This window comes from Halomonas nitroreducens (assembly GCF_003966155.1).
Taxonomy (GTDB): domain Bacteria; phylum Pseudomonadota; class Gammaproteobacteria; order Pseudomonadales; family Halomonadaceae; genus Halomonas; species Halomonas nitroreducens.
Window position 1 is genome coordinate 60,292 of sequence record NZ_RXNS01000012.1, and the last position, 23,011, is coordinate 83,302.

Annotated in this window: 37 protein-coding genes, 1 tRNA gene and 1 pseudogene; 18 read left to right on the forward strand and 21 right to left on the reverse strand. The window is 65.2% G+C overall.

All coding sequences use genetic code 11. From position 1 onward, the window contains the following. The first annotated feature begins 20 nt into the window (after positions 1-20). Entirely contained in the window at positions 21-893 is an 873-nt protein-coding gene (locus tag EKG36_RS13160) for a hypothetical protein (RefSeq protein WP_126484821.1), read from the forward strand. A gap of 33 nt (positions 894-926) precedes the next feature. Here EKG36_RS13160 and EKG36_RS13165 read toward each other — a convergent pair whose 3' ends face one another. The 13 genes from EKG36_RS13165 to EKG36_RS13225 form a co-directional block, all read right to left on the reverse strand. Further along, a complete protein-coding gene (locus EKG36_RS13165) occupies positions 927-1,520 on the reverse strand; it encodes a 3TM-type holin (protein WP_126484823.1) in 594 nt (197 codons plus the stop codon). After that, positions 1,520-1,837, reverse strand: coding sequence for a hypothetical protein (locus EKG36_RS13170; protein ID WP_126484825.1), 318 nt, complete (start codon positions 1,835-1,837; stop codon positions 1,520-1,522). The genes EKG36_RS13165 and EKG36_RS13170 overlap by 1 nt, the downstream gene beginning before the upstream one ends. Further along, positions 1,837-2,403 (reverse strand): glycoside hydrolase family 108 protein, encoded by a 567-nt coding sequence (locus EKG36_RS13175; RefSeq protein WP_126484827.1) that lies wholly within the window; start codon positions 2,401-2,403, stop codon positions 1,837-1,839. Before EKG36_RS13175 ends, EKG36_RS13170 begins: the two co-directional genes overlap by 1 nt. Positions 2,404-2,537: 134 nt before the next feature. Beyond that, positions 2,538-3,149, reverse strand: coding sequence for a hypothetical protein (locus EKG36_RS13180; protein WP_126484829.1), 612 nt, complete (start codon positions 3,147-3,149; stop codon positions 2,538-2,540). Beyond that, the gene (locus EKG36_RS13185; protein WP_126484831.1) at positions 3,149-3,703 is read right to left on the reverse strand and encodes a VRR-NUC domain-containing protein; all 555 of its coding nucleotides are present in this window, start codon (positions 3,701-3,703) and stop codon (positions 3,149-3,151) included. Before EKG36_RS13185 ends, EKG36_RS13180 begins: the two co-directional genes overlap by 1 nt. Positions 3,704-3,764: 61 nt before the next feature. Continuing rightward, complete coding sequence (locus EKG36_RS13190) at positions 3,765-4,025, reverse strand: hypothetical protein (protein WP_126484833.1); 261 nt, start codon at positions 4,023-4,025, stop codon at positions 3,765-3,767. Then, entirely contained in the window at positions 4,022-4,462 is a 441-nt protein-coding gene (locus EKG36_RS13195; protein ID WP_126484835.1) for a hypothetical protein, read from the reverse strand. The genes EKG36_RS13190 and EKG36_RS13195 overlap by 4 nt, the downstream gene beginning before the upstream one ends. After that, entirely contained in the window at positions 4,459-4,749 is a 291-nt protein-coding gene (locus EKG36_RS13200) for a hypothetical protein (protein ID WP_126484837.1), read from the reverse strand. Before EKG36_RS13200 ends, EKG36_RS13195 begins: the two co-directional genes overlap by 4 nt. Then, positions 4,746-4,937: a hypothetical protein gene (locus EKG36_RS13205; protein WP_126484839.1), complete on the reverse strand. Its 192-nt coding sequence runs from the start codon at positions 4,935-4,937 to the stop codon at positions 4,746-4,748. The genes EKG36_RS13200 and EKG36_RS13205 overlap by 4 nt, the downstream gene beginning before the upstream one ends. Continuing rightward, on the reverse strand, positions 4,937-5,236 hold the full coding sequence (locus EKG36_RS13210) for a hypothetical protein (RefSeq protein WP_126484841.1): 300 nt from the start codon (positions 5,234-5,236) through the stop codon (positions 4,937-4,939). The genes EKG36_RS13205 and EKG36_RS13210 overlap by 1 nt, the downstream gene beginning before the upstream one ends. Next, positions 5,233-5,529, reverse strand: a complete 297-nt coding sequence (locus tag EKG36_RS13215) for a DNA glycosylase AlkZ-like family protein (RefSeq protein WP_126484843.1) — start codon at positions 5,527-5,529, stop codon at positions 5,233-5,235. The genes EKG36_RS13210 and EKG36_RS13215 overlap by 4 nt, the downstream gene beginning before the upstream one ends. Positions 5,530-5,531: 2 nt before the next feature. Further along, positions 5,532-6,236, reverse strand: a complete 705-nt coding sequence (locus tag EKG36_RS13220) for a hypothetical protein (protein WP_126484845.1) — start codon at positions 6,234-6,236, stop codon at positions 5,532-5,534. Further along, on the reverse strand, positions 6,220-7,221 hold the full coding sequence (locus EKG36_RS13225; RefSeq protein ID WP_126484847.1) for a DnaT-like ssDNA-binding domain-containing protein: 1,002 nt from the start codon (positions 7,219-7,221) through the stop codon (positions 6,220-6,222). The genes EKG36_RS13220 and EKG36_RS13225 overlap by 17 nt, the downstream gene beginning before the upstream one ends. 79 nt (positions 7,222-7,300) lie before the next feature. Between EKG36_RS13225 and EKG36_RS13230 the strand changes: the two genes are divergently transcribed. After that, a complete protein-coding gene (locus tag EKG36_RS13230; protein WP_126484849.1) occupies positions 7,301-7,741 on the forward strand; it encodes a hypothetical protein in 441 nt (146 codons plus the stop codon). A 181-nt stretch (positions 7,742-7,922) separates the two neighbouring features. On the opposite strand, the gene EKG36_RS13235 is transcribed toward EKG36_RS13230, so the two are convergent. Then, a complete protein-coding gene (locus EKG36_RS13235) occupies positions 7,923-8,219 on the reverse strand; it encodes a hypothetical protein (protein ID WP_126484851.1) in 297 nt (98 codons plus the stop codon). 38 nt (positions 8,220-8,257) lie between these two features. Next, positions 8,258-8,521, reverse strand: coding sequence for a helix-turn-helix domain-containing protein (locus EKG36_RS13240; RefSeq protein WP_126484854.1), 264 nt, complete (start codon positions 8,519-8,521; stop codon positions 8,258-8,260). Positions 8,522-8,605: 84 nt separating this feature from the next. On the opposite strand from EKG36_RS13240, the pseudogene EKG36_RS21105 reads away from it, so the two are divergent. The 4 genes and pseudogenes from EKG36_RS21105 to EKG36_RS13255 form a co-directional block, all read left to right on the forward strand. Further along, positions 8,606-8,812, forward strand: a pseudogene (locus EKG36_RS21105) (helix-turn-helix domain-containing protein); the annotation flags it as partial. Between the two features lie 105 nt (positions 8,813-8,917). Continuing rightward, positions 8,918-9,334: a S24 family peptidase gene (locus tag EKG36_RS20810; protein WP_246007513.1), complete on the forward strand. Its 417-nt coding sequence runs from the start codon at positions 8,918-8,920 to the stop codon at positions 9,332-9,334. 554 nt (positions 9,335-9,888) lie between these two features. Next, entirely contained in the window at positions 9,889-10,419 is a 531-nt protein-coding gene (locus EKG36_RS13250) for a hypothetical protein (protein ID WP_126484858.1), read from the forward strand. A 35-nt stretch (positions 10,420-10,454) separates the two neighbouring features. Next, positions 10,455-10,742, forward strand: coding sequence for an STAS-like domain-containing protein (locus EKG36_RS13255; protein ID WP_126484860.1), 288 nt, complete (start codon positions 10,455-10,457; stop codon positions 10,740-10,742). Positions 10,743-10,812: 70 nt separating this feature from the next. Here EKG36_RS13255 and EKG36_RS13260 read toward each other — a convergent pair whose 3' ends face one another. Continuing rightward, on the reverse strand, positions 10,813-11,331 hold the full coding sequence (locus EKG36_RS13260; RefSeq protein ID WP_126484862.1) for a peptidase associated/transthyretin-like domain-containing protein: 519 nt from the start codon (positions 11,329-11,331) through the stop codon (positions 10,813-10,815). A 256-nt stretch (positions 11,332-11,587) separates the two neighbouring features. Between EKG36_RS13260 and EKG36_RS13265 the strand changes: the two genes are divergently transcribed. Genes EKG36_RS13265 through EKG36_RS13280 form a run of 4 tightly spaced genes read left to right on the forward strand, consistent with a single transcriptional unit; the run spans position 11,588 to position 12,946 of the window. Next, positions 11,588-11,986, forward strand: a complete 399-nt coding sequence (locus EKG36_RS13265; protein WP_185827559.1) for a response regulator transcription factor — start codon at positions 11,588-11,590, stop codon at positions 11,984-11,986. Then, entirely contained in the window at positions 11,983-12,318 is a 336-nt protein-coding gene (locus tag EKG36_RS13270) for a hypothetical protein (protein ID WP_126484866.1), read from the forward strand. Before EKG36_RS13265 ends, EKG36_RS13270 begins: the two co-directional genes overlap by 4 nt. Then, positions 12,315-12,635, forward strand: a complete 321-nt coding sequence (locus tag EKG36_RS13275; RefSeq protein ID WP_126484868.1) for a hypothetical protein — start codon at positions 12,315-12,317, stop codon at positions 12,633-12,635. Before EKG36_RS13270 ends, EKG36_RS13275 begins: the two co-directional genes overlap by 4 nt. Continuing rightward, positions 12,626-12,946, forward strand: coding sequence for a hypothetical protein (locus tag EKG36_RS13280; RefSeq protein WP_126484870.1), 321 nt, complete (start codon positions 12,626-12,628; stop codon positions 12,944-12,946). The genes EKG36_RS13275 and EKG36_RS13280 overlap by 10 nt, the downstream gene beginning before the upstream one ends. 29 nt (positions 12,947-12,975) lie before the next feature. Here EKG36_RS13280 and EKG36_RS13285 read toward each other — a convergent pair whose 3' ends face one another. Together EKG36_RS13285 and EKG36_RS13290 are read right to left on the reverse strand one after the other, a co-directional pair. Next, a complete protein-coding gene (locus tag EKG36_RS13285; protein ID WP_126484872.1) occupies positions 12,976-13,476 on the reverse strand; it encodes a hypothetical protein in 501 nt (166 codons plus the stop codon). Between the two features lie 18 nt (positions 13,477-13,494). Further along, positions 13,495-13,695, reverse strand: coding sequence for a hypothetical protein (locus tag EKG36_RS13290; protein ID WP_126484874.1), 201 nt, complete (start codon positions 13,693-13,695; stop codon positions 13,495-13,497). A gap of 143 nt (positions 13,696-13,838) precedes the next feature. Between EKG36_RS13290 and EKG36_RS13295 the strand changes: the two genes are divergently transcribed. Genes EKG36_RS13295 through EKG36_RS13305 form a run of 3 tightly spaced genes read left to right on the forward strand, consistent with a single transcriptional unit; the run spans position 13,839 to position 15,543 of the window. Continuing rightward, on the forward strand, positions 13,839-14,342 hold the full coding sequence (locus tag EKG36_RS13295) for a hypothetical protein (protein ID WP_126484876.1): 504 nt from the start codon (positions 13,839-13,841) through the stop codon (positions 14,340-14,342). A gap of 2 nt (positions 14,343-14,344) precedes the next feature. Further along, positions 14,345-14,677 carry a helix-turn-helix domain-containing protein gene (locus EKG36_RS13300; RefSeq protein WP_126484878.1) on the forward strand — a complete coding sequence of 111 codons (333 nt, stop codon included), beginning with the start codon at positions 14,345-14,347 and terminating at the stop codon, positions 14,675-14,677. Between the two features lie 26 nt (positions 14,678-14,703). Further along, entirely contained in the window at positions 14,704-15,543 is an 840-nt protein-coding gene (locus EKG36_RS13305) for a tyrosine-type recombinase/integrase (protein ID WP_126484880.1), read from the forward strand. 52 nt (positions 15,544-15,595) lie between these two features. Here the strand turns inward: EKG36_RS13305 and EKG36_RS13310 are convergent. Beyond that, positions 15,596-15,682, reverse strand: a tRNA-Leu gene (locus EKG36_RS13310). A 139-nt stretch (positions 15,683-15,821) separates the two neighbouring features. On the opposite strand from EKG36_RS13310, the gene queA reads away from it, so the two are divergent. From queA to secF, 5 genes are all read left to right on the forward strand, one after another. Further along, positions 15,822-16,859, forward strand: a complete 1,038-nt coding sequence (gene queA / locus EKG36_RS13315; RefSeq protein ID WP_126484882.1) for a tRNA preQ1(34) S-adenosylmethionine ribosyltransferase-isomerase QueA — start codon at positions 15,822-15,824, stop codon at positions 16,857-16,859. A 74-nt stretch (positions 16,860-16,933) separates the two neighbouring features. After that, positions 16,934-18,052 carry a tRNA guanosine(34) transglycosylase Tgt gene (gene tgt, locus EKG36_RS13320; protein WP_126485031.1) on the forward strand — a complete coding sequence of 373 codons (1,119 nt, stop codon included), beginning with the start codon at positions 16,934-16,936 and terminating at the stop codon, positions 18,050-18,052. Positions 18,053-18,130: 78 nt separating this feature from the next. Next, positions 18,131-18,469 carry a preprotein translocase subunit YajC gene (yajC, locus tag EKG36_RS13325; protein ID WP_126484883.1) on the forward strand — a complete coding sequence of 113 codons (339 nt, stop codon included), beginning with the start codon at positions 18,131-18,133 and terminating at the stop codon, positions 18,467-18,469. Between the two features lie 147 nt (positions 18,470-18,616). Further along, positions 18,617-20,467 carry a protein translocase subunit SecD gene (gene secD, locus EKG36_RS13330; protein WP_126484885.1) on the forward strand — a complete coding sequence of 617 codons (1,851 nt, stop codon included), beginning with the start codon at positions 18,617-18,619 and terminating at the stop codon, positions 20,465-20,467. Positions 20,468-20,476: 9 nt separating this feature from the next. After that, positions 20,477-21,400: a protein translocase subunit SecF gene (gene secF / locus EKG36_RS13335; RefSeq protein WP_126484887.1), complete on the forward strand. Its 924-nt coding sequence runs from the start codon at positions 20,477-20,479 to the stop codon at positions 21,398-21,400. Positions 21,401-21,494: 94 nt separating this feature from the next. On the opposite strand, the gene EKG36_RS13340 is transcribed toward secF, so the two are convergent. Both EKG36_RS13340 and EKG36_RS13345 read right to left on the reverse strand, forming a co-directional pair. Then, positions 21,495-21,836 carry a hypothetical protein gene (locus EKG36_RS13340; RefSeq protein WP_126484889.1) on the reverse strand — a complete coding sequence of 114 codons (342 nt, stop codon included), beginning with the start codon at positions 21,834-21,836 and terminating at the stop codon, positions 21,495-21,497. A 253-nt stretch (positions 21,837-22,089) separates the two neighbouring features. Continuing rightward, positions 22,090-22,884, reverse strand: coding sequence for an inositol monophosphatase family protein (locus tag EKG36_RS13345; protein WP_126484891.1), 795 nt, complete (start codon positions 22,882-22,884; stop codon positions 22,090-22,092). Between the last annotated feature and the right edge of the window lie 127 nt (positions 22,885-23,011).

Genomic DNA, 23,011 nt, shown 5'->3' on the forward strand with positions numbered 1-23,011 from the left:
ATAGATGAAGGAGTTGAGTGATGGATAAGGATCTCGAGAAACAGCAAAAGCAGTTTGAACAGTTTCGTTCTCAAATCCGAATAACCTTGCCCCAATGGCAGGTCGATCTCAAAAAGAACTTGAGTGCCATTCAAGAGAAAATGCGCCCACTCAAAGAAGCGTCAGCACAAATTCCCGATATGTTCCACGAAATTCAAGCCAGCATCTCGCCGATAGTTGAACGCTTCCAAGAAATCGCCTCTCAAATACCAGAAGATTTAGACACCTTTGAGCTTCAACAAAAAGAGCGCATTGAGCTTCTTGCTGAAAATGGGTGGTTTCCTGACTTCGAGCTATCCTTAGGGGAGCATTTTCAGCAAGCCAAAGAGTACCAGACCATCTTCCACTCTGAAGGAGCAAATGCTGCTGATAACTACATGACGAAGCACTTCGAAGAAGTCATGAATGATTTTTCAACAACCAAGCCTAAAGAAGTGACTGATGATCGAATGAAAATCATCTTGGAAGCGATAGGTGCACATGCCTCAGGCAAGTATTTCCTGTCAGCGCCTATCTTTTTGATGCAGGCTGATGGGTACTCTAAAGAGAACCATGGCCACCCTGTGTGGTCGCCTGGAAAAGGCGGAACCTCATTACTTACTGCCGCAAGAGAAAACAACAATGAAGAAAACTACCTGAGTGCCTTACTTCTTCCCATGCTAAGCACAAAGATGCCCGTCATTGTCAGCACAAGGAATAGACCAGAAATCAAAATACCGGACCACATAATAAATCGAAACCTGGTGCTTCACGGAGAGTCTATTAGATACGGAACACGCGAAAATTCAGCCAGGGCATTTGCTTTTATGTGGTACTGCATGTTCTTTATGCACACATTTTTTCGAGACAAGTAGAGCAAAACAATACCGCTGATAAAAACAACCACTCTACCCTTCTCTGTTATTAAAGCTTATCGCATCCATAAATCTCGCCGGGCGGTGTCCCGCTCGGCGAGCTTTGTCCTTTGAGCGCTCCCGCACGTTAATGCCCAAGGCGGCGCCCATAGTCACGAACAGCCAGGCGAGCATGCCGGTGAACTCGGGGTCGCTGACCAGCGTTGGCTCCCGGCCGATGGCGTAGACCATCACGCCAGCCAGGCCGCCGAGTGAGGCGGCGAACACCCAGCCCAGAGCCGGCCGCCAGCCGGACTTATAGACGCCGTCATGCTCTAGCTCTGCACGCATGGTCTTCTGGGTCTCGACCAGTCGTGCCGTCTTCTCGGCGGCATCGGCTGCCTCGGCATCGAGGCGCATCTGCTCGAGCTTCTCGCGGTGCTCATTGTTGATGCGGATCAGCTCCGCCCGCTTCTCCTCGTCCTGAGTCGCTGCCACCAGGCCAGCAGGAGTGTTCTCGACACCCAGCAGCCCAGTGACCAGGTCGGCCGCGCCAGCAGTGATACCGCCAGCAGCAGGGCCGCCAAGCGCAGTGGCCACGGCGGGCGCATACTTGGCCACCTCCCCGACAGCATCTTTCCAGTCCATCACCGACCTCCCCTGACACGTTCGGCCACGGCCATCAGCATCACGTCGATGCTGCGCGGGCCCAGCCAGCCACAGACGACGCCGACCGCACTGCCGGGCCAGCCCTCGAGCTCGAAATACACGTTGATACCGGCCGCGACAGCGACCATGGCGGCCAGGGCCGGCACGTCCAGCCACAGCCGACGAGTGAAGAATCTCGGACGGTGTCCCATCTTGACCTCGTGGGCGATCTTAGCGAGCAGCCCCATCATCACGGCCCCACCTGCGGATAGAGCCAGCAGGGCATCTTGCAGCCAGCCGGTGTTTCGCCATGGCATCAGGCGCCTCCATCTCGCAGTTCAATGACGCGGCGCAACCACCCGAAGGAGAACGCCTCCTGACTCTCCCGGCGCTCGGCCAACTCCACCAGGAACGCCAGGCGCAGGCCGTTGACCGCGTGCGCCAGCACATGCAGCCCAGGGCGGCCCCGGGTCTCGTGGTAGGCCTCCAAGGCACCTAGGGTGGCCGGGCCGACGGCGCCATCCACGGCGATGTCGTCGTAGTCGCGCTCGACGCGGTTCAGCACATTGAGCAGGCGCTGGAGGTACTCGCCGGCGCGGCCCGGCCCGGAGTTGACCCCGAAGTCGAATAGGTACTCGGCCAGCGGCTCGTGGATCTCGGCGACCTGATCGAGGCGCAGGCTGTGCCAGTAGCGATCCGCGTAGATCTCGAAGGCCAGGCGGCGAGGCAGCTCGCGCATGTCGCCCTTGTACCCATGGCGCCGAGCTACGGCCTCGGTGATGCCGTAGCGGGTCGGGCCACCACGGTCGGCGCTGTGATTCACATAGCCGCCCTCCCGATCGACGACCTCATCGATCAGGCGGCGCTGTAGCGGCTGAGACATGATGACCTCGGCGAAGAAAAGGCCGCCCAGGGGAGAGACGCTCGAGGGGGACACCGAGCCAGGGCGGCACAAACGGAAGCGCCCCGGCGGGAAAGCCCGCCAGGGCGCAGTAATCGACAATGGCTATAGAGTAGCTACCCAGTTACCAAAACGCAAGATGTTGTGTTTTCTTCCTCGATCCTGTGGATAACATGGCGCACCATTCGCCCCCGCGCCTGGGTCGCCGCCTTGCGCATGGCACCCGCTGACAGGAACCGGCAGCCACCACCTGGTGGGAACCCGAGCCGCTGCAGGGCCCACACCTGGCGCGAGGGGTGCGCCAGCTGCTCGCTGGTGAGCTCTCGCTTCTCATCCCTGGGCGCCATCGAGCGAGCCACCAGACGGGTGCACATCAGTACCGCAGCGGCCTGGTGCTCGGTGATCCCGCCGACCAGGGCATGCGCCACCTGCGCCAGCTCGCTCTCGTAGCAGTACCGGGTCGCCGCTTCAGCCATGTGGTCGACGGCGCCCGTCACCTCCCCACGGCCTTCACCGATCCCGTCCACCGGCGAGACCGGAGCAAAACCGGGGTTTCGATGGCGCTGGCCCAGCCGCCACTCCGCCTCGATCTCCATCAGCTCTGCGACCATGGCGCGGGCCGCCTCCTGGCTGCGCGCCTGTTTGGGCCCCAGCGTTCGCATCACCTCCTCCAGCTGGCGGACCGACATGCGCGTCAGGTCCCCTCCGACCAGTTGGCTCGTTCGCATCACTCCCTCCAGTCAGTCCCCGACTCGATACGCCGCACAGCGCCCACCACCCGGGTCGGCGGCAACGCCATGTACTCCCTCAGCACCGCCCGGGCCTCCTCTAGGCCTCGCGCCAGCACGGCCCCATACCCCCGCTCGTCGGCCAGCGCCAGCCAGTCACGCTGGGAAGGCGCGATGGCGGCATGCCGGGGCGGCGTCGCCTTGAGCTCGAGATACAGCCCAAACAGACCCCCACGCGCCTCCATCACCACCAGGTCGGACACCCCGGCCTTCACGCCCTGCCGCTTCAGGTCGGCCGCCGTCTTCTTGTTGCGCTGGCCGCCGTTGGGTACGTGGTAGGTCACCGGGTAGGCCTGGCCCACCTCGGACCCGCGCTGCCACTCCCCATAGAGCCAGAGCACCAACGCCTTCTGCTCGTTGCCCTCGTGATCGATACGGGGTGCCCCGGGGGCGGCGGGCTTGGCAGTCCCGGTCTTCCCCATGGTCGGCGCGGTGAGGGACCTCTCCCGCCAGGTCCGCTTGCGACGGGTAATCCGCTTCGGCGTCGACGCCATCAGCTCGCCCTCCTTGGCTTGTTCACGTATCGGGCACCCCGGGGCTGCTCCCTCGGCTCGCTCATACCGCCAGCTCCTCGTTCCGATCCCAGGCGTCGAAGCGGCGGGCGATGTCCCGCAGCCGATCGGACGCCTGGCGGTTGGTGGCCAGCCAGCCGAGGCTCTCGACCCCGCACGCCCGCTCGAGCCACCGCTTCGCCGTGGTGCGGTTGTGCGGCCAGCCATGGGGCGTGGCCGCCGTGGCATCGAGCCACTCGCAGAACCGCTCACTCTCGGCCAGGGCGCGGGCCTGGTCTTCGCTCGGGTGGTGGCGCTCGGTCATGCGGCCTTGCCCTCCTTGCGCTTCATGCCCCGCAGGATCTCGGTATCGAGGTAGGTGACGTCTACTCGCGCCAGCTCGCCGCCCATGATGGCGTCAGGGCCATACGCCTCGACGCCCTCGCGGCCGGTATTCGGGTCGTGGACCACATAGCCCGTTTCGGAGGCCTCGACTATGACCGCGTGCAGTTTGCCCGGCTGGTTCAGGCTCGGCGCCGAGACGAGATAGGCTCCCACCCAGGGGAACGGGTGGCCGGCGCCAGCGATCTTGACCGGGAAGATGCCGTTCTCCACCAAGACCAGGGCGTCGTCTTCCCAGCAGATCCCGCGATCGCCGAAGCGCTCGATCAGCGCATCGATGGACTCACCGGTCACCATGGCCAGGCAGGCATGGGCGCAGGTGTTTGCGGTAGGTTGTTGCAGCGGCGTGACTTTGATCATCCTGCTCTCCTTTGCTGGCGCTCCCAGCGCTGGTAGTCGGCGACGATCCGGTCGAGCATCGCCCGGGCCGAGGCGCTGTGGTCGATCTCGGCGCGACTCGCCACCCCGCAGGCCAGGCGGATGGCATCGGCGGCGTCCTGCTCGGTGTGGGTGCCATCCGGCAGCTGTCCCTCGGCCATGCCGTGCTGGCACCGGCGCCGCCGGTCGAGGTAAAGGCGGAAGCGCGGGTTCTGACACAAGATCGCCGCGCGACGGGCCTGCGGGCCGCCCTTGAGATGTGCGGTCATCGGAACGTCCTCCCCGGGGCGATGCGACGGTTCTGCCGGCAGTCCTGGCAGGTGTCGTGGGTGATGTGCCGGGTGCGGCCGGGCCGCTCGGGGTCCGACACGGCGTCGCGGAAGTGGCCGACGGGCGCCAGCCGGTGGCAGGCCGCGCACCGCTGGCGGCTGGGACGAGTCAGAGGCGCGGCTGCCATCACGCCTTCACCTCCCGGCTTGCGTTGTGACGCTGGATCCGCGCAGCGTGCGCCGCGGCTCGGCCGGCCTCGGTCAGGGCATAGGCCGGGTGCCAGGCGTCGCCGACCTTCTCCTCGGCGGCGATGTAGATGAACCCCAGGCGCTCCAGTCGGGTGCAGGTGCTGGCCACCTGGCGCCAGATCGGGCCCTCACCGGCGGCCGAGCTCAGCCGGCGGTGGAGATGGGCGATGGTCAGGGTGTCGCCGGCGGCGCGGCGCAGCGCCAGCAGGACTTCGTTCTCGAGATCGACGGGCTTCATTGCTCGGCTCCCTCCTTCTCCTCCTCGACGATGGCGAGCACCTGGCGCGCCGGCCGGCCCGCAGTACCCACGACCTCGATCTCGCCCCGGTCCAACAACTCATGGCAGCGCGGGCAGACGGTCTGGATCGGCAGCCCGGTATGCTCGACCAGGTCATGCCGAGTGCTGGGGCCGTGCTGACTCAGGGCCTCGAGCACCAGACGGTGTTGCTGGTTGGCACGCCCGGAGCGGCGCACGTCGTCATAGGCCTCGCGGGAGACCTCGTTGCCGGTCGGTTGCATCACTGCGCTCATGGTCATCCCCTCCCCAGGGCGGCCTTCAGGGACCGGAGCCCCTGGTCGGCGTTCATGGCGTGCGGCAGGCCCGCGGCCTCGGCCTGGCGGGCGGCCTCGTCTCGGCTGGCGCGCTCGGCCAGCTCGGCCCGGCGGCGCTTGGCGTCGTGCTCCAGGGCCGCCCGGGGGCGCATGCTGTCGCCCCGGGCCACCCGCTCCACCACGCAGTCGCGGTTGTCGCTGGCGTAGTAGTGCTCGAACTGCCGGCGGTGCTCGCCGAGCTGGTGGTAGCTGGCGCTGCGCATGTTGTGCAGGTCGACGTGCTCGGCGGCGGCGGCCACGGCGTCGTGGATGAACGGCTTGCCGGCGAACGCGTGATCCTGGACGTTGCGCCAGGCCTGCTCGGTGCTCGGCAGCCCCAGCGGCTCCGGGCGCAGGCGGCACGCCTTGGCGAACAGCATCGGGCTGTCCGGCGGCCAGGCGGTGCGACCTTGAGCCACGGCTTCGCCGGCGGCGGCGTTCAGGGCGGCCAGCCCGCAAGTCACGTGGGCCTCGCTAAGGTGCTGCAGGGCCTGGAGCCACTCGTGGCGAACGTCGAGGCAGATCCACTCGCCCTCGAGCTCCTCGCCCCAGCCGGCCTCGGCGCAGCGGCGGCGCCAGTGCACCCCGTACAGCTGCCCCAGGGCGTCGAACAGCCGGTCGATGGTCTGCTCAGTGACCGGGGTCAAGCTCCCCGTCGTAGACCGATCCCCCTGGCGCTGCTGGGTCTTGCGCTCGGCGGCGGCGCTCAAGCTCGCGACGAGCCTCCGCGGCGCTGAGGTTCGAGAAGCGCTGGCGCTGGCCAGCAGGTCCTGTGCGGTGTCCATGAGGCTGTCCTCCCGTGGCGGAGCCGGCCGCAGGCGGAGCGCGGCGGGCATCGTTGCGGATCCAGTCGACGAACTTGGCGACCCAGGCGGCCTGACCGTGGCGGCGTCCCGGGGCATCGGCGTGGTGGGCGGTGAACTTGGCCAGCTGGGCCGGGGCGTACTCGGTGTCGGCAGGCAAGCCGGCGCGCTGGCAGGCCATGGCGAACGCCTCGGGCTCGGGCTGCCAGTCGAGGGTCATGGCAAAGCGGTGATCGCCCGCCGGGGGCTGGCCGTCGTCGTCATGGCCGGCGGCTTGCTCGAACACCGGGTGCTCGCTCGGCGCGTCGCCCGCGCCAGAGAGAGAGTGGGGGTTGGTTCCGGACGGTTCGGGTGCAGCTCCTGCACCCCGTGGCGTCGTCATTTGCACCCCGTTGGCAGAATCCTGCAACCCGCTATCTCCACGGGGTGCAGCCTGTGCACCTCGCGAGTCATTCCCACGGGGTGCAGAATTTGCACCCGGCTCGGGGGGCATGTCCGGCGCCTGCTCGTCGCCGATCGGCTCGAGCTCCTCGAGCCCCATGCCCAGGGCGAGGTCGTACACCGTGGGGCGACGGTCGGCGCGGTCGATGATCGCCGCGGCCACCCGCTGGTTGCCCTTACGGATGAGCCCCTTGTCCTGCAGCAGCTTGAGCTTGGCGATCACCGTGCGGCGGCCCAGGCCGGTATAGCGGCGCAGCAGGTCGACGCTCGGGAAGGCGTGCCGCCCCTCGTGGTTGGCATGGTTGGCCAGGCCGAACAGCACCGCTCGGGCACCAGGATCGGTGACGGCCTGCTGATGGAGGGCCCAGGTGGTGGCTTCAACCGACATAGCCACCTCCCAGGGAATAGAGGGCCACGGTGTTACCCGCTACATTAGGAGCTTCCACACATCCCAATGGAGCAACACCGTGGCCGAAATCGAACCAATGCTGCACGAGCATGTTTGGGACCGGATCCTGCAAGAAACGGCGCAGCGCGTTGATAGTGAAAACCCAGACATGCCACGTTACGAACGCCCTGGAGCCATTCTTCCCATGGCCCTTCAGAGTTTCTTGGTTGCCTGCTACAGCCATGAAAGGATCAAAGCTCAAGAAGATCGACCTTGGGCTGTACTTACCGGGCGAATGGGTGCCGAGCTCGATGCCGTAAACAAGCATCACTGGCTTCCCGCCACAGTGAGAGAACTCAGCGATGCGGACCTTTTCATGGCACTGCACGACGAGTTGACTCAGCATTCGTACGACCCGGGTGTTTACCAAGCCGTCAAGGGAATATTCACGAAAAACGACATGTTCTCGCATATCAGTCACCTAGCACCTGAACCGGAGGGCGCCTCACAAGCCGAATAGAGCGCGGCGAGGTGCTGGCGATATGCTCGAATCTCCGCCAGCACCTCACGCTCGTGGCCCCGCTCCCGCCCTACCATTTCCTCTAGGCGAGAGACGCTTTCCCGGACTGCCTGAAGCTCTCCAATGAGGCGACCGAGCTCTTGTTCCACCTGCCACTGCTCCAGCAGCGGAATATCCTGCTTCATCGTGCGTCTCCCTCGAGCTTCGCGAGCTCGGCCTTGTATTCCTCCACCAGCTGCGCGTGGTGGCTCCATTGCTCGACGATCCGCTCCCGGGCCTCGTCGTCCTCCTCCTCGGCCTTCACCAGCGCCAGCAGCGTGGCCATGGCGTGATGGAACCGGGCACGAAGGCGGGCCTCTTCAACCGGGCCCTGGTCGTGCAGCGCCTCCTCGACGGCGAGCCCCAGGCGGGACACCTCGAGGATCAGGTCGGTGCGTGAGCTCTCTCCGTAGCTCAGCAGCGTCAATGCGGCGGTCATCTCTTCCCCCTCGACTCCTGTATATCCAACCACCTCTCTCAAGCGGTCGTTGCCATCCCTGGCTGGGGCGTAATCTTTGGGACAGAGCGAGGGCCGGCATTGGCCAGCAACCACTCAGCGGTGAAGGCTCCACTGCTCGCCTCAGCCATGGCCTTGGCGTAACGGGTCTCGCCGGTGAACTCGGTGCGAGGGAGAGCATCGCGATGGATCCACTTGTAAACGCCGCGCGGCGTGATGTTGCAGACCCGGGCGCACTCCGTGACGCCGCCCACCTTATCGATCGCAAACCTCAGTGCGCTCATGAACTGCCGACCTCCACTTATGTACTTACGGTACATAATAGGCCGGGACTGAAAGTACACGCAACCACTGCCATGATTGAACGCATGGTTCACACTCCGAATTCTGAAGCGCCATTCAGCGCACGCTTAAGGGCAGCACTTGACCGCGCCGGGTTATCCGGCCGCGGGGAAGGGGCTCGCCTTGCGAAATTGGCCCAAGTGACGCCGAAGGCAGCGAGCAAGTGGCTCAACGACGAAGCCCGCCCAGGGCATGACAAGCTGGTGGCTATCTCCAAGGCTCTGCGGGTCAGGGAGGAGTGGCTGGCCTATGGGCGCGGCCCCATGACCTTCTCCGAACTAGCCGGCGAGAAAGCAGCTGACGAGGGCGCCGGCTCAACGCCATCAGGTGAGAGCAACGTGGCACCAGCACCACAGCTCCAGGGCATGTGCCCTGAGATCTCCTGGGTACAGGCCGGCCAGTGGGCCGAAGTCTGCCACGTCGAGCTCGATCCCGAGTCGGTCAACTGGTACCCGCGCCCGCCCAGCGCCAGCGAGCAGACCTTCGTGCTGCGGGTGGTCGGCGAGTCGATGATCCCCGAATACAGCCCGGGCACCCTGATCTATGTGGACCCGGAGAAGAGCGCCGAGACCGGCAAGGACGTCATCGCGGTGATGACCGACACCGGCGAGGCCACCTTCAAGCGCTTCATCGAGGAGCCGGGCGCTGGCAAGATGCTCAAGGCCCTCAACCCCGCCTGGAAGGACCCCTACTTGCCCATCAACGGTAACTGCCGGGTCATCGGCGTGGTGGTGGCGGACATGCGGATGCGCTGAGTCTTGCCTACCCTCATGGATGCCCTTCCCAGGACTGAGATATAGTCAGGAGCCAGCCTCCTCACTGGCAACTTGCCAGCTAATAACCAACACGACATATGAGCAGGGATGCCCCCATGGCAGAAAAATGCCTAAAGCATGCGATCAGAACGCAATCAAGGATCGTAGGTGAGCCCGGCGCTGAGCTAAGAGTCCCTCAAGGGTTTCTCACCCCAGGCTTTGTCACCGTGGCCACCAGCCTGGGCCACACGAACGGGGTCAGCGGGATCCAGTACGACGATCCAGGCAGTCATCAGGGATTGTTCTCAGCCTTGCAGGTGCCTTACATGCTGTTTGGCGATGATGACTTCCCCTTGGCTCGCATAAACCGGGGTCTACGGTATAGCCCCATGATGATGCTGGTAGACGCTGACGACGTTGACCGCGCCACTACAGAGACCTCTACATGTATTCGTGGGCACGCTGGTGACTTACCTGGCGTGGCCAAGCTATGCAGCGTCATTGGCGAACTTCACGACAACGTCCGAGCACACGCCGGAGGCGCTGGATTCTCGATGGCGCTGCTCTGGAATTATCGAGGACAATACGACGCCATCGAGTTCTCGGTGGTAGATGCAGGCAAGGGGTTTCTTGGAGAGTGCCAGCGGCGCGGCATTCCTGAAGCGACCGATCATGCTAGCGCTATCGACTGGTGCCTGAGAAAAGAGCATTCTACGAAAGACGTAGATCATGATGAATTTGCCCAGCAGCAACCCGAGGATGCGATGGGCACCCCCTTTGGCGACCTGACCGAGACACGTCACTGGCATGACGGCAACCACCACCAAGGCTTGGGCCTAGACCAGCTCATGAAGCTAGTGCGCCAATACGATGGAGACCTATGGATCGCCAGCGGGGATGCCTTGCTGACCTCCAGCGCGACCACCCGACAGGACGCAGAATTCGGCAGCTTTGCTGCAGTGCCGCACTGGCAAGGTGTGGCAATCGCATGTAGATTAAGGATCAGCGAGCTTGGTAAACACATTGAAGAAGAGCCCCTCGATGAGGACGTGCAGTCCATTCTGGACGATCTCATCTCCGAGTGAGCTCTCACCATGCCGCGCCACTGAGGGAGCAGACCATGACTAAGACATTGAAATATAAGGGCTCCTTAGCAAATCGGAACACGGCAGCGCAGGAACGCCACCAGATCGAGGAGCTTGCCTACAAAGGCGAGCAGGTGGTGCTGGACTACAGTGAGGTATCGTCTCTGTCCGGTTCGTATGCTGATGAGCTGTTTGGCGTCTTCACGCAACGCCACGGGGCCCAAGCGCTGAAATCCACCCTAAAGGTGAAAGGTGCCAGCCAAGCCGTGGCTCACGCTATTGGCCAAGCCATCCAGCAAAGGATGAAGGCTCACGCTGCCTAAGCTGGCTCCCTAGCACCAAAAAGCCCGCAATGATGCGGGCTTTTTGCGTTTCAGGACGTTGGTAACGCTGTCACAGCTGCCCCAGCAGCTTCATGTCGCTGCGCAGCTCCTGCGGCACGTCCTGGACTAGGACGATGTTCAGGGCCTGGCTGCCGTCCTCAGCGGTGGCCACGCTCTCGCCCATGCTGGCGTTGATCTCGTCCGGGCTGAGGGAATACATGGAGCCGGTCAGCGGATCCACGATCAGCCAGCCGACGAAGCCGCCGAATACCAGGTTGCCCGCCACGTACCAGCCATTCGGAGAGCTGGAGATCGCCACGGTGCGGTCCTCGAAGCCGTCCTTGCTGATGTTGACGGTGTAGCTCTTTCCGCCGAAGTATGAGCCGTCGGCCTTGCGCAGGGTCACGGTGGTCGGGGTCTTGCCCTCGAACACGTCCATGCTCCGCTCATCGGTGATCACCACGTCCGCCTGGGACGGGGTGCTGTTGATGGTGATCGCCTGTTCCTTGTCGCCCACGATGCTGGCGCAGCCGCTGAGCGTCATCACGCTGGCCACGCCGATCGCGGCAACCATTCCCTTGAGTTTCATAAGTCCCCTTGCGTAAGTCGATGTTCTGTTGGCGCCCCTCGACGGGGCCAGAAGATGCTACCCGGGCACCCCTACTCCCACAATGCCCTGAGCCTTCTACATACCGCTGACCCGTGCTCTTCCTGACCTCCGACAGCCCGCCCTCGAGGCGGTTTTTTGTGCCCAAGCCCTGAAATGTACTTTTGGTACTTGACCATTGCTGTACCAATGGTACATATTTGGTTCACAAGTTCAGCGCATGGATGGGGGACATCACATGGATCACGCACCGCAGCACATCGAGTTCGCCGGCTTCCGATGCTGCATCGGCAAGCGCGGCTCGGACTGGCCCACCGCCAAGCAAGCCCAGGTGCTCGCCGGGCTTGCCGCGGGCATGACGCAGAAGGAGATCGCCCGGGAGCGCGGCATCAGCCCGTCCACCGTGAAGAGCACTGCCGAGGCCATCTACTACCGCCTGCGCGCCACCCGAGCCGCCGACGCCATCGTGAAGGGCATGCGCCGCGGCTGGATCGCCCCGCTCGTGCTGGCGCTGCTCGTCTCCGGCCTGAACCCCCACGCCGAGGCCATGCGCCACCGTCCGCCCCAGCGCACGCGCCAGCAAGTGTCAGCCACCGCGCGGCTCACTCGCCGCGACACCGGGAGCCTTTACGCATGAGCACGCCAAGCATTCCATCCGCCACTCGTTTCCTGATGGCCCGCATCCAGGACCTGGTGCTCGACCTCAACCTCGCCGGCCGGCACCAGGCATGGCTCTACATCCACGGCGGCGACCGCCTGAGCTATCGCCTCGTCACCATGCCCCGGGGCTGCACGCACACCGATCCGGAGGCCGTGGGGATGGACGCTTGGCTGAGCCGCCTGTGGGACCAGGACTACATGCAGCGCATGGGATGGTCCTGGCAGATCGCGCAGCAGACGGTCCACGCCGACCTGCTCAACATGGCCGAGCGCTTGGAGCGCCTGATCGAGGAGGGCAAGCCCTCATGAACCAGCACCAGGACGCCACCCAGTTCCCCTACCACGTGCACGACATCGCCGTCGCCTGGCGCGAGCACGCCCAGCGCCACGGCATCACCGACCCCGAGACGCAGCTGCTGGCGCAGGAGGCTGTCCAGGGCTCGCCCCGGGCCGGCTACCGCCCCGCCTTCTTCGTGCCCAGCACCGGCGAGCTGGTGACCATCGTCGCCCAGGAGCCGCACCGCTACGAGCAAGAGGCCATCGACTGGCTGCGCTGGATGCTCGAGCAGCTCCACCACAACGGGAACATCACCCTCTACCGCCGGGAGGACGCCGCATGCGCATGACACGCCAACAGCACACCGACCGCGCCACCGGCGGCATCGTCGGTGGGTTCGCCGCCCTGGTCGTCGGCAGCGCCGCCCTCCTCGCCTTGGGCGCCGTCCAGGGCACCGACGCCGAGATCGCCGCCGAGGGCCACCGCCAGTACTGCAAAGGCGTGGCCACCTGGCAGTGGGAGGCCCACCAGGGCGTGCAGCCGGAGCACCGTACCGGCCACCCCGACTGGAAGGGTATCGCCGCCGACGAGTGTCCGGGCCTGCGCCCGGCCGCCCCGGCACTGGACCTGAGCACCGAGCGCCAGCTGGTACAACATTGAGGACGCTACGTATGAAGCAGCATATGGACTCAAAAACTGGAAGCCGAGCCACGCCTCAGAGAACTACCACAAGGGTGTCCTCCTATAAATGGCGCCAGCATCCGAGCAGGAGTGGGAAGGGGTTTCATCTGATCAGACTGCCCGCGCATAAGACACGCCTTATTAAAGGCGATTGCTTCAATTGCGGACAACGGGCGACTGTCATGCTCTTGGATACGCTCAAGCTCTGCAGCCAGATCACTATCGCTCAAACTACTCATACACCCCAGCAGCAGAGCATAGCGCTGCTTCTGAGAGCCAGCGGCCCCAGCCGCTTCACCGAATCGCCAGACGAACTGCACAGCAGCGGTGCTGGCCACGGCAAAACCAAGCCAGAAGGTATCCGCCATGGAGCCAAAAACTGCCGAACCCAGCAGAATCAGAAGAAAAGTGCAGAACCTGTCAGCACGGGCGTTAAGGGTTTCTGTCAGCTTTTCAACGTTGAAAGAGACAAAAACTGCGAACTCATCAGCATTGCGTTGCGGGGTCACGGAAGCGCCTGTCAGACATTACGATCTCAAGTGAGTGTGATCTTGGATAACGTCAGTAGCTTCATCCTCCTGCTCATCGCCAGATTTTTCATCATCCTGGTTATTTTCAGTAGGCAGAAAAGGAGCTTCATAAATTGGCCGGTGAGTATCCCAATTCATGTCGTCTGTAACCCTACGATATGGATCAAAAATTTTTCTCGGTATCTCTCTATCAGGCATGTTCCTCTCCCCCCTTCCTCTGATCTTACGTTTTATCAAGCTAGCACAGTGAATTTTGGTTTTCCTGCTGTCACGTTGATAGCAGGATCGCTATCTGCACATTGGGCCCCTGCCCATCTGGGCCCATCGCAAGGCAGTAGCCTATGACCACGAAGCCTACCCACACGCACCGCACCCAGGGAGGCCGCTTCACCTTGGTCGCCCTTCACCACGGGACCGGGGCCCTGGATGGCCAGCGCCTGGCGCTATACCGCGACCTAGATCGTGAGGTCGAGAGCGTCGCCCTCGAGGGGGAGTGGCGACAGCACTGGCGGGAGATCGAGAAGGACGACTGCACCCTCTGCATGGGCACCGGCACCGACCAGATCAAGGGCAACAAGCGCCAGCCGTGCGGCGGTTGCTATGGCCTGGGGAAGGTCCGGCCGGACGGGGAAACGCCGACGGATATGTGGCAGCTCGCCGACATCGCGGGCCGCATCATCCAGCGCCAGCAGACGGCCCTGCAGAGACTGCACAGCCTCGAGGCCATGCCCGAGGTCCAGGAGCTGGTGAAGCGCCGCCAGGACGAAGCTGTGGGCCGGCAGGAGCAGCAATGGAGAGGCGGCCGGGGGCATGGACCCAACGGCCAGCGGAGAACGGGAGACTGACGATGGCACTGCTCACACCGGAGGAGGTGGCCCAGCAGCTCGCCATGAGCCTGAGCTGGGTCTATGCGAACAAGCACCGCATCGGCTACCACCAGCTCGGTACCGCGATCCGGTTTGAGCCGGCCGACGTCGCGGCATACTCTGAGGGCTGCAAGCGCGGCCCTCAGACAGGGGGACGCAACACATGGGAATCACTGTCCGCTACAGGGAGAAGCGCGACCGGTGGGTGGTCACGGAAACGCACCACGGTCAGCGACATCAACGAACGTTTGCGGGGGATCGAGACGGGGAACGCCAGGCGCGAGAGTACGCCGCCAAGCGCGAAGCTGAACTGAACGAGGCGGTCTTCCATGGGGAGGTGATGGGGCGCCAGCCGCACCGCACCTTCATCGAGGGCCTCGAGCGTTGGATCGACGAGTACGACGTGGCCAGCCAGGTGAAGGCGATCCGCCCGGTTGCGGCCTACATGGGCGACCGGGTGCTGCTCGGCCAGGAGACGCTTGACCGGGCCCGGGAGATGGCCCGGGACCTGCGCCGGAATGGCCGGGCCCAGAGCACGATCAACAACCACCTCCAGGTGGTGAAGCGCGTGCTCAACCTGGCCTACCGCGAGTGGGGATGGCTCGAGCAGCCGTTGGGAGACAAGCTGCGCAAGAAGTCACCCAAGAACGAGCGGCACGTCTACCTGACCACAGATCAGCTCAGCGAACTGCTGCAGGCGATCCCCGACCGGAACCCCGTGGAGAAGAAGGTCATCGCCCTGGCGGCGCTCACCGGGCTACGTCAGGGGGAGCTGCTCAGCCTGGACGCCTCGAACGTCCACGGTGGTCGCATCCTGCTGCGACCAGACCAGACGAAGAGCGGTAAGGCCCGGGTGGTCCCGGTACCGGAGGACGCGCGGCCATGGCTGGAGGATCTGCCCTTCGCCACCACCTATCCGCGACTGCGCCTGGCTTGGGAGAAGGCCAGGCAGGCGGTGGGCCGGCCGGACCTGCGCTTCCACGACCTGCGCCACAGCTACGCCAGCATGCTGGCCCAGGCCGGCGAGAGCATGACCACGGTGCGGGATCTGCTGGGGCACTCCAGCCTGATCGTCACATCGCGTTATGCGCATATGTTCGACGCCGGGCTCGATGACATCGCCACGAGGCTGCCGCGACTGGATGCGGCCATCTGCGACCAAACTGCGACCAAGCACTGAGGAGGGGTGCTACGAGAGAGGGAAAACCGCTGGTAAGCACTTGATTTACAAGTGGTGCCGGTGGTCGGACTCGAACCGACACACCCGTGAGGGCGGCGGATTTTGAATCCGCTGCGTCTACCAATTCCGCCACACCGGCAACGGCGACGCATTATACGTGGGCCGTGGAGCAGGTCAATCGCCCCCCTGACTTCACGCACGGGACACGGTATCCTTGTCGGCTTGCCACGGCTCGTCCGAGCCGTCGTTCATGCCCTTCATCCGGACCGAAACGCCCCATGCAGCGCGCCGATTTTCACTACGAGCTCCCCGAGGCGCTGATCGCCCGCTATCCCTCCGAACAACGCAGCGACTGCCGCCTGCTGTGCGTCGATGGCGCCAGCGGCCGGCTCGCCCACCGTCGCTTCCCCGACCTGCTCGAGCACCTCGCGACCGGGGACCTGCTGGTGTTCAATGATACCCGGGTGATCCCCGCCCGCCTGCACGGCCACAAGGCCAGCGGCGGGCGCGTGGAGATGCTGCTGGAGCGCCCGCTGGACGCCCATCGCGGCCTGGCCCACCTGCGCTCGAGCAAGTCGCCCAAGCCCGGCACCGAGATCGTGTTCGAGGGCGGCATCCACGCCGTGGTCGAGGGCCGCCGCGAGGCACTGTTCGAGTTGCGTTTCCTCGGTGAGACGCCGCTGATCGCGCTGCTCGAGGCCCATGGCCATATGCCGCTGCCCCCCTACATCACCCGCGAGGACGAACTGGCCGACCGGGAGCGCTACCAGACCGTCTATGCTCGCCGCGACGGCGCCGTGGCCGCGCCTACCGCCGGGCTGCACTTCGACGAGCCGCTGCTCGAGGCGCTTGCCGCCAAGGGCATCGAGAGCGCCTTCGTCACCCTGCATGTAGGCGCCGGCACCTTCCAGCCGGTGCGCGCCGACGACATCCGCGAGCACCAGATGCACAGCGAGTGGATCGAGGTGTCCGAGACCGTCTGCGAGCAGGTGCGGGCCGCCCGCGCCCGGGGCAACAAGGTGGTGGCCGTGGGCACCACCAGCGTGCGCTGCCTGGAGTCGGCCTGCCTGAAGAGCGCCGACGGCGAGATCGCCCCCTACAGCGGCGAGACCGACATCTTCATCTACCCCGGCTACGAGTGGCGGGTTGTCGATGCCCTGGTCACCAACTTCCACTTGCCGGAGTCGACCCTGCTGATGCTGGTGTCCTCCTTTGCCGGCTTCGAGACGGTGATGACCGCCTACCGGGAGGCGGTCCGCGAGGGCTACGCCTTCTTCAGCTACGGCGACGCCATGTATCTCACCAGAGCCCGCTAAGCCGGAGAGACAGACGACCAAGTGGCCGCACGCTCCGACGAATTTCGAGAGATCCCATGCGAGACGAATGCTTCATGACCTTCGAGCCCCTGGCCAGCGACGGCCGGGCGCGCCGCGGACGCCTGACCTTCCCCCGAGGTACCGTGGAGACGCCGGCCTTCATGCCGGTAGGCACCTACGGCACCGTCAAGGGCATGACGCCCCAGGCGGTAGAGGAGATTGGCGCCGAGATCATCCTCGGCAATACCTTCCATCTGTGGCTGCGCCCGGGCACCGAGGTGATCGAGGCCCACGGCGACCTGCACGACTTCGCCCAGTGGGACAAGCCGATCCTGACTGATTCCGGCGGCTTCCAGGTGTTCTCGCTGGGCGAGATGCGCAAGATCACCGAGGAAGGCGTGCATTTCCGCTCGCCGGTGGATGGTGCCAAGGTGTTCATGGGCCCCGAGGAATCGATGGCCGTGCAGCGCTCGCTGGGCTCGGACATCGTGATGATCTTCGACGAGTGCACGCCCTATCCGGCCACCCTCGAGGAGGCGCGGCGCTCCATGGAGATGTCGCTGCGCTGGGCCAGGCGCTCGCGCGACGCCCACGGCGATTCGCCCTCGGCGCTGTTCGGCATCATCCAGGGCGGCATGTATCCCCAACTGCGTGAGCAGTCGCTCAAGGGCCTCGAGGCCATCGGCTTCGATGGCTACGCCATCGGCGGGCTCTCGGTGGGCGAGCCCAAGGCCGAGATGATCGAGGTGCTCGATTACCTTCCCGAGTGGATGCCGGCTGACAAGCCGCGCTACCTGATGGGGGTAGGCAAGCCGGAGGACCTGGTAGAGGGGGTGCGTCGCGGCGTCGACATGTTCGACTGCGTGATGCCCACCCGCAACGCGAGAAACGGCCACCTGTTCACCGCCGAGGGCACGGTCAAGATCCGCAACGCCAAGCACCGTCACGACACCGCCCCGCTGGAGGCGGACTGCGACTGCTATACCTGCCAGCACTTCTCCCGAGCCTACCTGCATCACCTGGACCGCTGTGGCGAAATGCTTGGCTCGATGCTCAATACCATCCACAATCTGCGCCATTACCAGCGCCTGATGGCCGGTTTGCGCGGTGCTATCGAAGCGGGTACATTGGCCAACTTCGTGGAAGGGTTCTACGCACGCCGCGGCCTGCCGGTCCCCCCCGCACCCAATTGACGGCTGGCCGGCCCCGGGGCCGGCGGCTCGGCGCCCAGGCGCCACCTTGTTCTCACGCGACTCAGGAGATCGTCGTACATGCTGGACTTCTTCATTTCCCCGGCCCTGGCCCAGGATGCCGGCGCTGCCGCCGGCGGCGGCATCGCCCAGATCGTGATGCTGGTCGGCTTCGTGCTGATCTTCTACTTCCTGCTGTGGCGCCCCCAGGCCAAGCGGGCCAAGCAGCACAAGCAGCTGATCGGCAACCTTTCCAAGGGTGACGAGATCGTCATCGGTGGCGGCATGCTCGGCCGCATCACCAAGGTCAGCGACGACACCGAGTTCCTGACCATGGAGATCGCCGAGGGCACCGAGGTCAACGTGCAGAAGAACGCCGTGGCCGCCGTCCTGCCCAAGGGCACGCTCAAGTCCATCTGACCGGGCGTACCCGCGCCCGCCGCGTCGCCCTGGCGCGGCGGGCTGCCCTGCGACCACCGAGGCGGGGCCCGGCCGACCGGCTCCGCCCGGTGCTCGTGATGGCGTAGCGTCCGTCTCCATCATCAGCAACCTGAGGGCAGGGCTCCCATGCTCAACCGTTACCCCCTGTGGAAGTATCTGCTGATACTCCTCGTCCTCCTCGTCGGCCTGGTCTACTCCCTCCCCAACCTCTTCCCCGAGGATCCGGCGGTGCAGATCAGCAGCGACCGGGGCGACACCAGCCTCGAGGAGCGCCGCCTCGAGCGCCTCGAGACCACCCTGAGCGAGGCCGGCATCGACATCCAGTCCGTCGAGCGCAACGCCGGCAGCGTGCTGATCCGCCTCGACAACGCCGACGACCAGATCCGCGCCCGCGACCTGATCAGCGATGCCCTGGGCGAGGACTTCGTGGTGGCCCTGAACCTGGCCGAGTCGACCCCGGCCTGGCTGGAATCCCTGGCCGCCTCCCCCATGACCCTCGGCCTGGACCTGCGCGGTGGCGTGCACTTCCTGCTCGAGGTGGACATGGAGGCCGCGGTGACCCAGCGCCTCGAGGTCAATGCCAGCGCCATGCGCGAGACCCTGCGGGACGAGCGCCTGCGCTACCGCAACACCGAGATCGACGGGCGCTCGATCCGCATGGACTTCATGAACGCCGAGGACCGCAGCGAGGCTCGGCGGCTGATCAGCCGCGAGTTTCCCGAGTTCGACTACCGTAACGTCGACCTCTCGCGGGGCGCCGGCCTGGCGATGACGCTGACCGACACCGCCGTGGACGAGATCCAGGACTATGCGATCAACCAGAACCTGACCACCCTGCGCAATCGCGTCAACGAGCTGGGCGTGGCCGAGCCGCTGGTGCAGCGCCAGGGCCCGGATCGCATCGTCGTCGAACTGCCCGGCGTGCAGGACACCGCCGCGGCCAAGCGCATCGTCGGCGCCACCGCCAACCTGGAGTTCCGCCTCGAGGCCCGCCCGGACACCCCGGAGGTCGAGACCCAGACCTTCCCGTTCCGCAACGAGCCCGCGCGCAACGCCGCCCTGATGCGCGACGTGATCATCACCGGCGACAGCGTCTCCAACGCCAACCACAGCTTCGACGAGAACGGCCGCCCCCAGGTCAACATCGACCTCGACGGCACCGGTGGCACCCTGATGAACCGTGCCACCCGCACCAACATCGGCCGCAACATGGCGGTGCTGTTCATCGAGCACAAGACCCGCGAGCGCACGGTGATCGAGGACGGCGAGGAGGTCACCGTCCGCGACCCCTACACCGAGCGCGGCATCATCAGCCTGGCCACCATCCAGAGCGCGCTGGGCAACAGCTTCCGCATCACCGGCCTCGACTCGCCCACCGAGGCGGCCGAGCTGGCCCTGCTGCTGCGCTCAGGCTCCTTGGCCGCGCCGATCTACTTCGCCCAGGAACGCACCATCGGGCCGAGCCTCGGCGCCGAGAACATCGAGCGCGGCGTGCTCTCGGTGCAGATCGGCCTGCTGCTGGTGGTGCTGTTCATGCTGGTGCGCTACAAGGTCTTCGGGGTGTTCGCCAATCTCGCCCTGGCGCTCAACCTGACCCTGCTGGTGGCCGCCATGTCGCTGCTCGGGGCCACCCTGACGCTGCCCGGCATCGCCGGCATCGTGCTGACGCTGGGCATGGCGGTGGATGCCAACGTGCTGATCTTCGAGCGCATCCGCGAGGAGTTGCGCACCGGGCTCTCGGTCCAGCAGGCCATCCACGCCGGCTACGAGCGGGCCTTCACCTCGATCGTCGACGCCAACATCACCACCCTGCTGGTGGCGTTGATCCTGTTCTCGATCGGCACCGGGCCGGTCAAGGGCTTCGCCGTGACGCTGTCGCTGGGCATCCTGACCTCGCTGTTCACCGCCCTGATGGTGACCCGCGCCATGGTCAACCTGTGCTACGGCGGCAAGCCGCTCAAGAAGCTCTGGATATAAGAGGTGCCTATGAAATCCCTGATACAACGACAGTTCGACTTCATGGGCAAGCGGCGGGTCGCCTTCGCGATCTCCGCGGCGATGCTGCTGGCGTCGATCGTCTCGCTGCTGCTGCTGGGGCTCAACCTGGGCCTCGACTTCACCGGCGGCACCCTGGTGGAGGTGCGCTTCGCCAGCGCGCCGGCGCTGGAGACGGTACGCCAGACGCTGGAGGCCGCCGGCTTCCAGGACGTGGCGGTGCAGACCTTCGGCGCCTCCACCGAGGTGCTGATCCGTCTCCAGCAGGCCTTCGAGGCCGGCGTCGGCGACCAGGTAGTGGCGCTGCTGCAGGACGCCGGCAACGACGTCTCCCTGGTCCGCGCTGAGTTCGTCGGCGCCCAGGTCGGCGACCAGCTGCGTGACCAGAGCGGCATGGGCATGCTGGTGGCGCTGGGCATCGTGATGCTCTACGTGGCGGCCCGCTTCCAGTACAAGTTCGCCCTCGGCGCCCTGCTGGCGCTGCTCCACGATGTCATCATCGTGGTCGGCGCCTTCGCGCTGTTCGGCTTCGAGTTCGACCTGACCGTGCTGGCGGCGGTACTGGCGGTGATCGGCTACTCGCTGAACGACACCATCGTGGTCTACGACCGTATCCGCGAGAACATCCGCAAGTCGCGGATCGACGACATGCCGGCCATCTTCAACGAGGCCATCAACCAGACCCTGTCGCGCACGCTGGCGACCTCCGGCACCACCCTGCTGGTGCTGCTGGCCCTGGTGACCCTGGGCGGCGACATGATCCACTTCTTCGCCGTGGCGCTGATCTTCGGCGTGGTGATCGGAACCTTCTCGTCCATCTACGTGTCCGCGGCCCTGCTGCTGCCGCTCAAGCTGCAGCGGGAGGACCTGATCCCGGCCAAGAAAGAGGACCCGGAGGCCGAGGAGCTGCCCTGACCCGGGTATCGCGCCCGCCCTCAGCAAAAAGCCCCCGGCGTGCCGGGGGCTTTTTCATGCCCGCCCTGTAGCCGGGCGGGTCGAGAGGACGCAGCTAGGCGACGCCCTGGGCGTCGGGACGATAGACTTCGCGGGCGTGATGATAGAGCACGCCGGCATAACCGTTACGCTGCATCACCTTGAGGATCTTGGCCGGATTCCCGTCGTCGAGGGCACGACGCAGCTTGTCCTGCTGTTCGGCATCGAGGGCCTCGTGCCAGTGGTACGGCTCGCCATTCGCGCTGGCCTGCTCGGCGCGGCGAATCAGGTCCATCTCGACCCGACCGCCGTAGCGATACAGGAGGTCATAGCCTTCCTGGAGGTGCACGGCGGGGACGTCGCAGGGCTTCTCCAGGCTTTCCAGCACGTTGTAGTAGTAATAGCTGAGCGGTTGCATCGTCACTCCTCTCGCGGGTGGGTCTCATGGCCCGGCGGCGTGACCCCCGGGGGCGCATGATGCCGGGGTCGTCGGACCGCCGGACACCTCCCAAGCTACACCGACATGGCCAGCCAGAACAGTCCCGTGACTGTCACTGGATGTAACCTCGCCCGCCCCCCCTCCTGCAGAACGCACGACGCCCCCGCGGCCAGGCCGCGGGGGCGTCATCGTGAAGACGGTCATCGCCGGCCCGGCCATCGCCGGGCGCCGCTCAGAAGTGCGGCTTGAGCTGCTGCACCAGCGCCTTGAACAGCCGCGGTCCGGCGGCCATCAGCTGGCCCTCGACCTCGATGGATGGCTGGCCGTCGGGGGTGCCCATCAGCGCCCCGGCCTCCTTGAGCAGAAGGGTACCGACGTGCATGTCCTGCTCCTCAAGGCCCAGCACGAAGGTGGCATCAACGCGTCCGGCGGCCAGCTCGGCGATATCCAGCAGGCCGCTGCCGGAGGCGCGCTGCAGCTCGATCTGGGGCGCGAGCTGCTGGGTCAGGGTCAGGTAGGCGGGCAGCAAGCGCGGCCGCAGCCAGGTCTCCGGCAGGCTCATGGCGATGCGACTGCCGGCAATCGCCGTGCTCTTCGGCACGCGGATGCGCTTGCCGTTGAGCTGGGCACCGCGGCCACGGCTGGCCAGGTACTCGTCATCGCTGAAGGGGCAGATCACCACCGCATGCTCCGGGCGGCCCTTGACCAGGCATACCAGCGACAGCGCGAAACCGGGGGAGGCGACGGCCAGGTTGGAGTAGCCGTGGAAGGGTTCGATGCGCCACAGGATGTCGCTGCCCTCGCCTTCCCCGCCACGATGGGGGGTATAGCGGCCGACGACGCCATGCTGGGGATAGCCGCGGGACAGCTGACGGGAAATCAGGGTCTCGGCATTGCGGGCGGCGTCCTCGAGCAGGCGGTCGAGGTTGTGTTCTTCGTGGGCGTTCTCGATACGCTCACGGATGCGCAGGAACTGTTCGCCGGCACTGCGAGCGGCACGCAGCGCGAATTGGACCATCGGATGCATGATCGGGCCTTGGGGAGTCGGTGGTGTTAAAGAACGGGTCGGCGCGAATCCTAGCAGAAGCACGCCTCGCGCGCCACGCCAGCCCCCCGGCCGGCATGCTAGACTGCTGGCCTTTTCCCACGGCAAC

What these genes read in the sequence shown, in the direction of transcription:
- EKG36_RS13160 (WP_126484821.1), top strand. Translation starts at nt 21, where the DNA reads ATGGATAAGGATCTCGAGAAACAGCAAAAGCAGTTTGAACAGTTTCGT.
- EKG36_RS13165 (WP_126484823.1), bottom strand. Translation starts at nt 1,520, where the DNA reads ATGGACTGGAAAGATGCTGTCGGGGAGGTGGCCAAGTATGCGCCCGCC.
- EKG36_RS13170 (WP_126484825.1), bottom strand. Translation starts at nt 1,837, where the DNA reads ATGCCATGGCGAAACACCGGCTGGCTGCAAGATGCCCTGCTGGCTCTA.
- EKG36_RS13175 (WP_126484827.1), bottom strand. Translation starts at nt 2,403, where the DNA reads ATGTCTCAGCCGCTACAGCGCCGCCTGATCGATGAGGTCGTCGATCGG.
- EKG36_RS13180 (WP_126484829.1), bottom strand. Translation starts at nt 3,149, where the DNA reads ATGCGAACGAGCCAACTGGTCGGAGGGGACCTGACGCGCATGTCGGTC.
- EKG36_RS13185 (WP_126484831.1), bottom strand. Translation starts at nt 3,703, where the DNA reads ATGGCGTCGACGCCGAAGCGGATTACCCGTCGCAAGCGGACCTGGCGG.
- EKG36_RS13190 (WP_126484833.1), bottom strand. Translation starts at nt 4,025, where the DNA reads ATGACCGAGCGCCACCACCCGAGCGAAGACCAGGCCCGCGCCCTGGCC.
- EKG36_RS13195 (WP_126484835.1), bottom strand. Translation starts at nt 4,462, where the DNA reads ATGATCAAAGTCACGCCGCTGCAACAACCTACCGCAAACACCTGCGCC.
- EKG36_RS13200 (WP_126484837.1), bottom strand. Translation starts at nt 4,749, where the DNA reads ATGACCGCACATCTCAAGGGCGGCCCGCAGGCCCGTCGCGCGGCGATC.
- EKG36_RS13205 (WP_126484839.1), bottom strand. Translation starts at nt 4,937, where the DNA reads ATGGCAGCCGCGCCTCTGACTCGTCCCAGCCGCCAGCGGTGCGCGGCC.
- EKG36_RS13210 (WP_126484841.1), bottom strand. Translation starts at nt 5,236, where the DNA reads ATGAAGCCCGTCGATCTCGAGAACGAAGTCCTGCTGGCGCTGCGCCGC.
- EKG36_RS13215 (WP_126484843.1), bottom strand. Translation starts at nt 5,529, where the DNA reads ATGAGCGCAGTGATGCAACCGACCGGCAACGAGGTCTCCCGCGAGGCC.
- EKG36_RS13225 (WP_126484847.1), bottom strand. Translation starts at nt 7,221, where the DNA reads ATGTCGGTTGAAGCCACCACCTGGGCCCTCCATCAGCAGGCCGTCACC.
- EKG36_RS13235 (WP_126484851.1), bottom strand. Translation starts at nt 8,219, where the DNA reads ATGACCGCCGCATTGACGCTGCTGAGCTACGGAGAGAGCTCACGCACC.
- EKG36_RS13240 (WP_126484854.1), bottom strand. Translation starts at nt 8,521, where the DNA reads ATGAGCGCACTGAGGTTTGCGATCGATAAGGTGGGCGGCGTCACGGAG.
- EKG36_RS13250 (WP_126484858.1), top strand. Translation starts at nt 9,889, where the DNA reads ATGGCGCTGCTCTGGAATTATCGAGGACAATACGACGCCATCGAGTTC.
- EKG36_RS13255 (WP_126484860.1), top strand. Translation starts at nt 10,455, where the DNA reads ATGACTAAGACATTGAAATATAAGGGCTCCTTAGCAAATCGGAACACG.
- EKG36_RS13260 (WP_126484862.1), bottom strand. Translation starts at nt 11,331, where the DNA reads ATGAAACTCAAGGGAATGGTTGCCGCGATCGGCGTGGCCAGCGTGATG.
- EKG36_RS13265 (WP_185827559.1), top strand. Translation starts at nt 11,588, where the DNA reads ATGGATCACGCACCGCAGCACATCGAGTTCGCCGGCTTCCGATGCTGC.
- EKG36_RS13270 (WP_126484866.1), top strand. Translation starts at nt 11,983, where the DNA reads ATGAGCACGCCAAGCATTCCATCCGCCACTCGTTTCCTGATGGCCCGC.
- EKG36_RS13275 (WP_126484868.1), top strand. Translation starts at nt 12,315, where the DNA reads ATGAACCAGCACCAGGACGCCACCCAGTTCCCCTACCACGTGCACGAC.
- EKG36_RS13280 (WP_126484870.1), top strand. Translation starts at nt 12,626, where the DNA reads ATGCGCATGACACGCCAACAGCACACCGACCGCGCCACCGGCGGCATC.
- EKG36_RS13290 (WP_126484874.1), bottom strand. Translation starts at nt 13,695, where the DNA reads ATGCCTGATAGAGAGATACCGAGAAAAATTTTTGATCCATATCGTAGG.
- EKG36_RS13295 (WP_126484876.1), top strand. Translation starts at nt 13,839, where the DNA reads ATGACCACGAAGCCTACCCACACGCACCGCACCCAGGGAGGCCGCTTC.
- EKG36_RS13300 (WP_126484878.1), top strand. Translation starts at nt 14,345, where the DNA reads ATGGCACTGCTCACACCGGAGGAGGTGGCCCAGCAGCTCGCCATGAGC.
- EKG36_RS13305 (WP_126484880.1), top strand. Translation starts at nt 14,704, where the DNA reads ATGGGGCGCCAGCCGCACCGCACCTTCATCGAGGGCCTCGAGCGTTGG.
- queA (WP_126484882.1), top strand. Translation starts at nt 15,822, where the DNA reads ATGCAGCGCGCCGATTTTCACTACGAGCTCCCCGAGGCGCTGATCGCC.
- tgt (WP_126485031.1), top strand. Translation starts at nt 16,934, where the DNA reads ATGACCTTCGAGCCCCTGGCCAGCGACGGCCGGGCGCGCCGCGGACGC.
- yajC (WP_126484883.1), top strand. Translation starts at nt 18,131, where the DNA reads ATGCTGGACTTCTTCATTTCCCCGGCCCTGGCCCAGGATGCCGGCGCT.
- secD (WP_126484885.1), top strand. Translation starts at nt 18,617, where the DNA reads ATGCTCAACCGTTACCCCCTGTGGAAGTATCTGCTGATACTCCTCGTC.
- secF (WP_126484887.1), top strand. Translation starts at nt 20,477, where the DNA reads ATGAAATCCCTGATACAACGACAGTTCGACTTCATGGGCAAGCGGCGG.
- EKG36_RS13340 (WP_126484889.1), bottom strand. Translation starts at nt 21,836, where the DNA reads ATGCAACCGCTCAGCTATTACTACTACAACGTGCTGGAAAGCCTGGAG.
- EKG36_RS13345 (WP_126484891.1), bottom strand. Translation starts at nt 22,884, where the DNA reads ATGCATCCGATGGTCCAATTCGCGCTGCGTGCCGCTCGCAGTGCCGGC.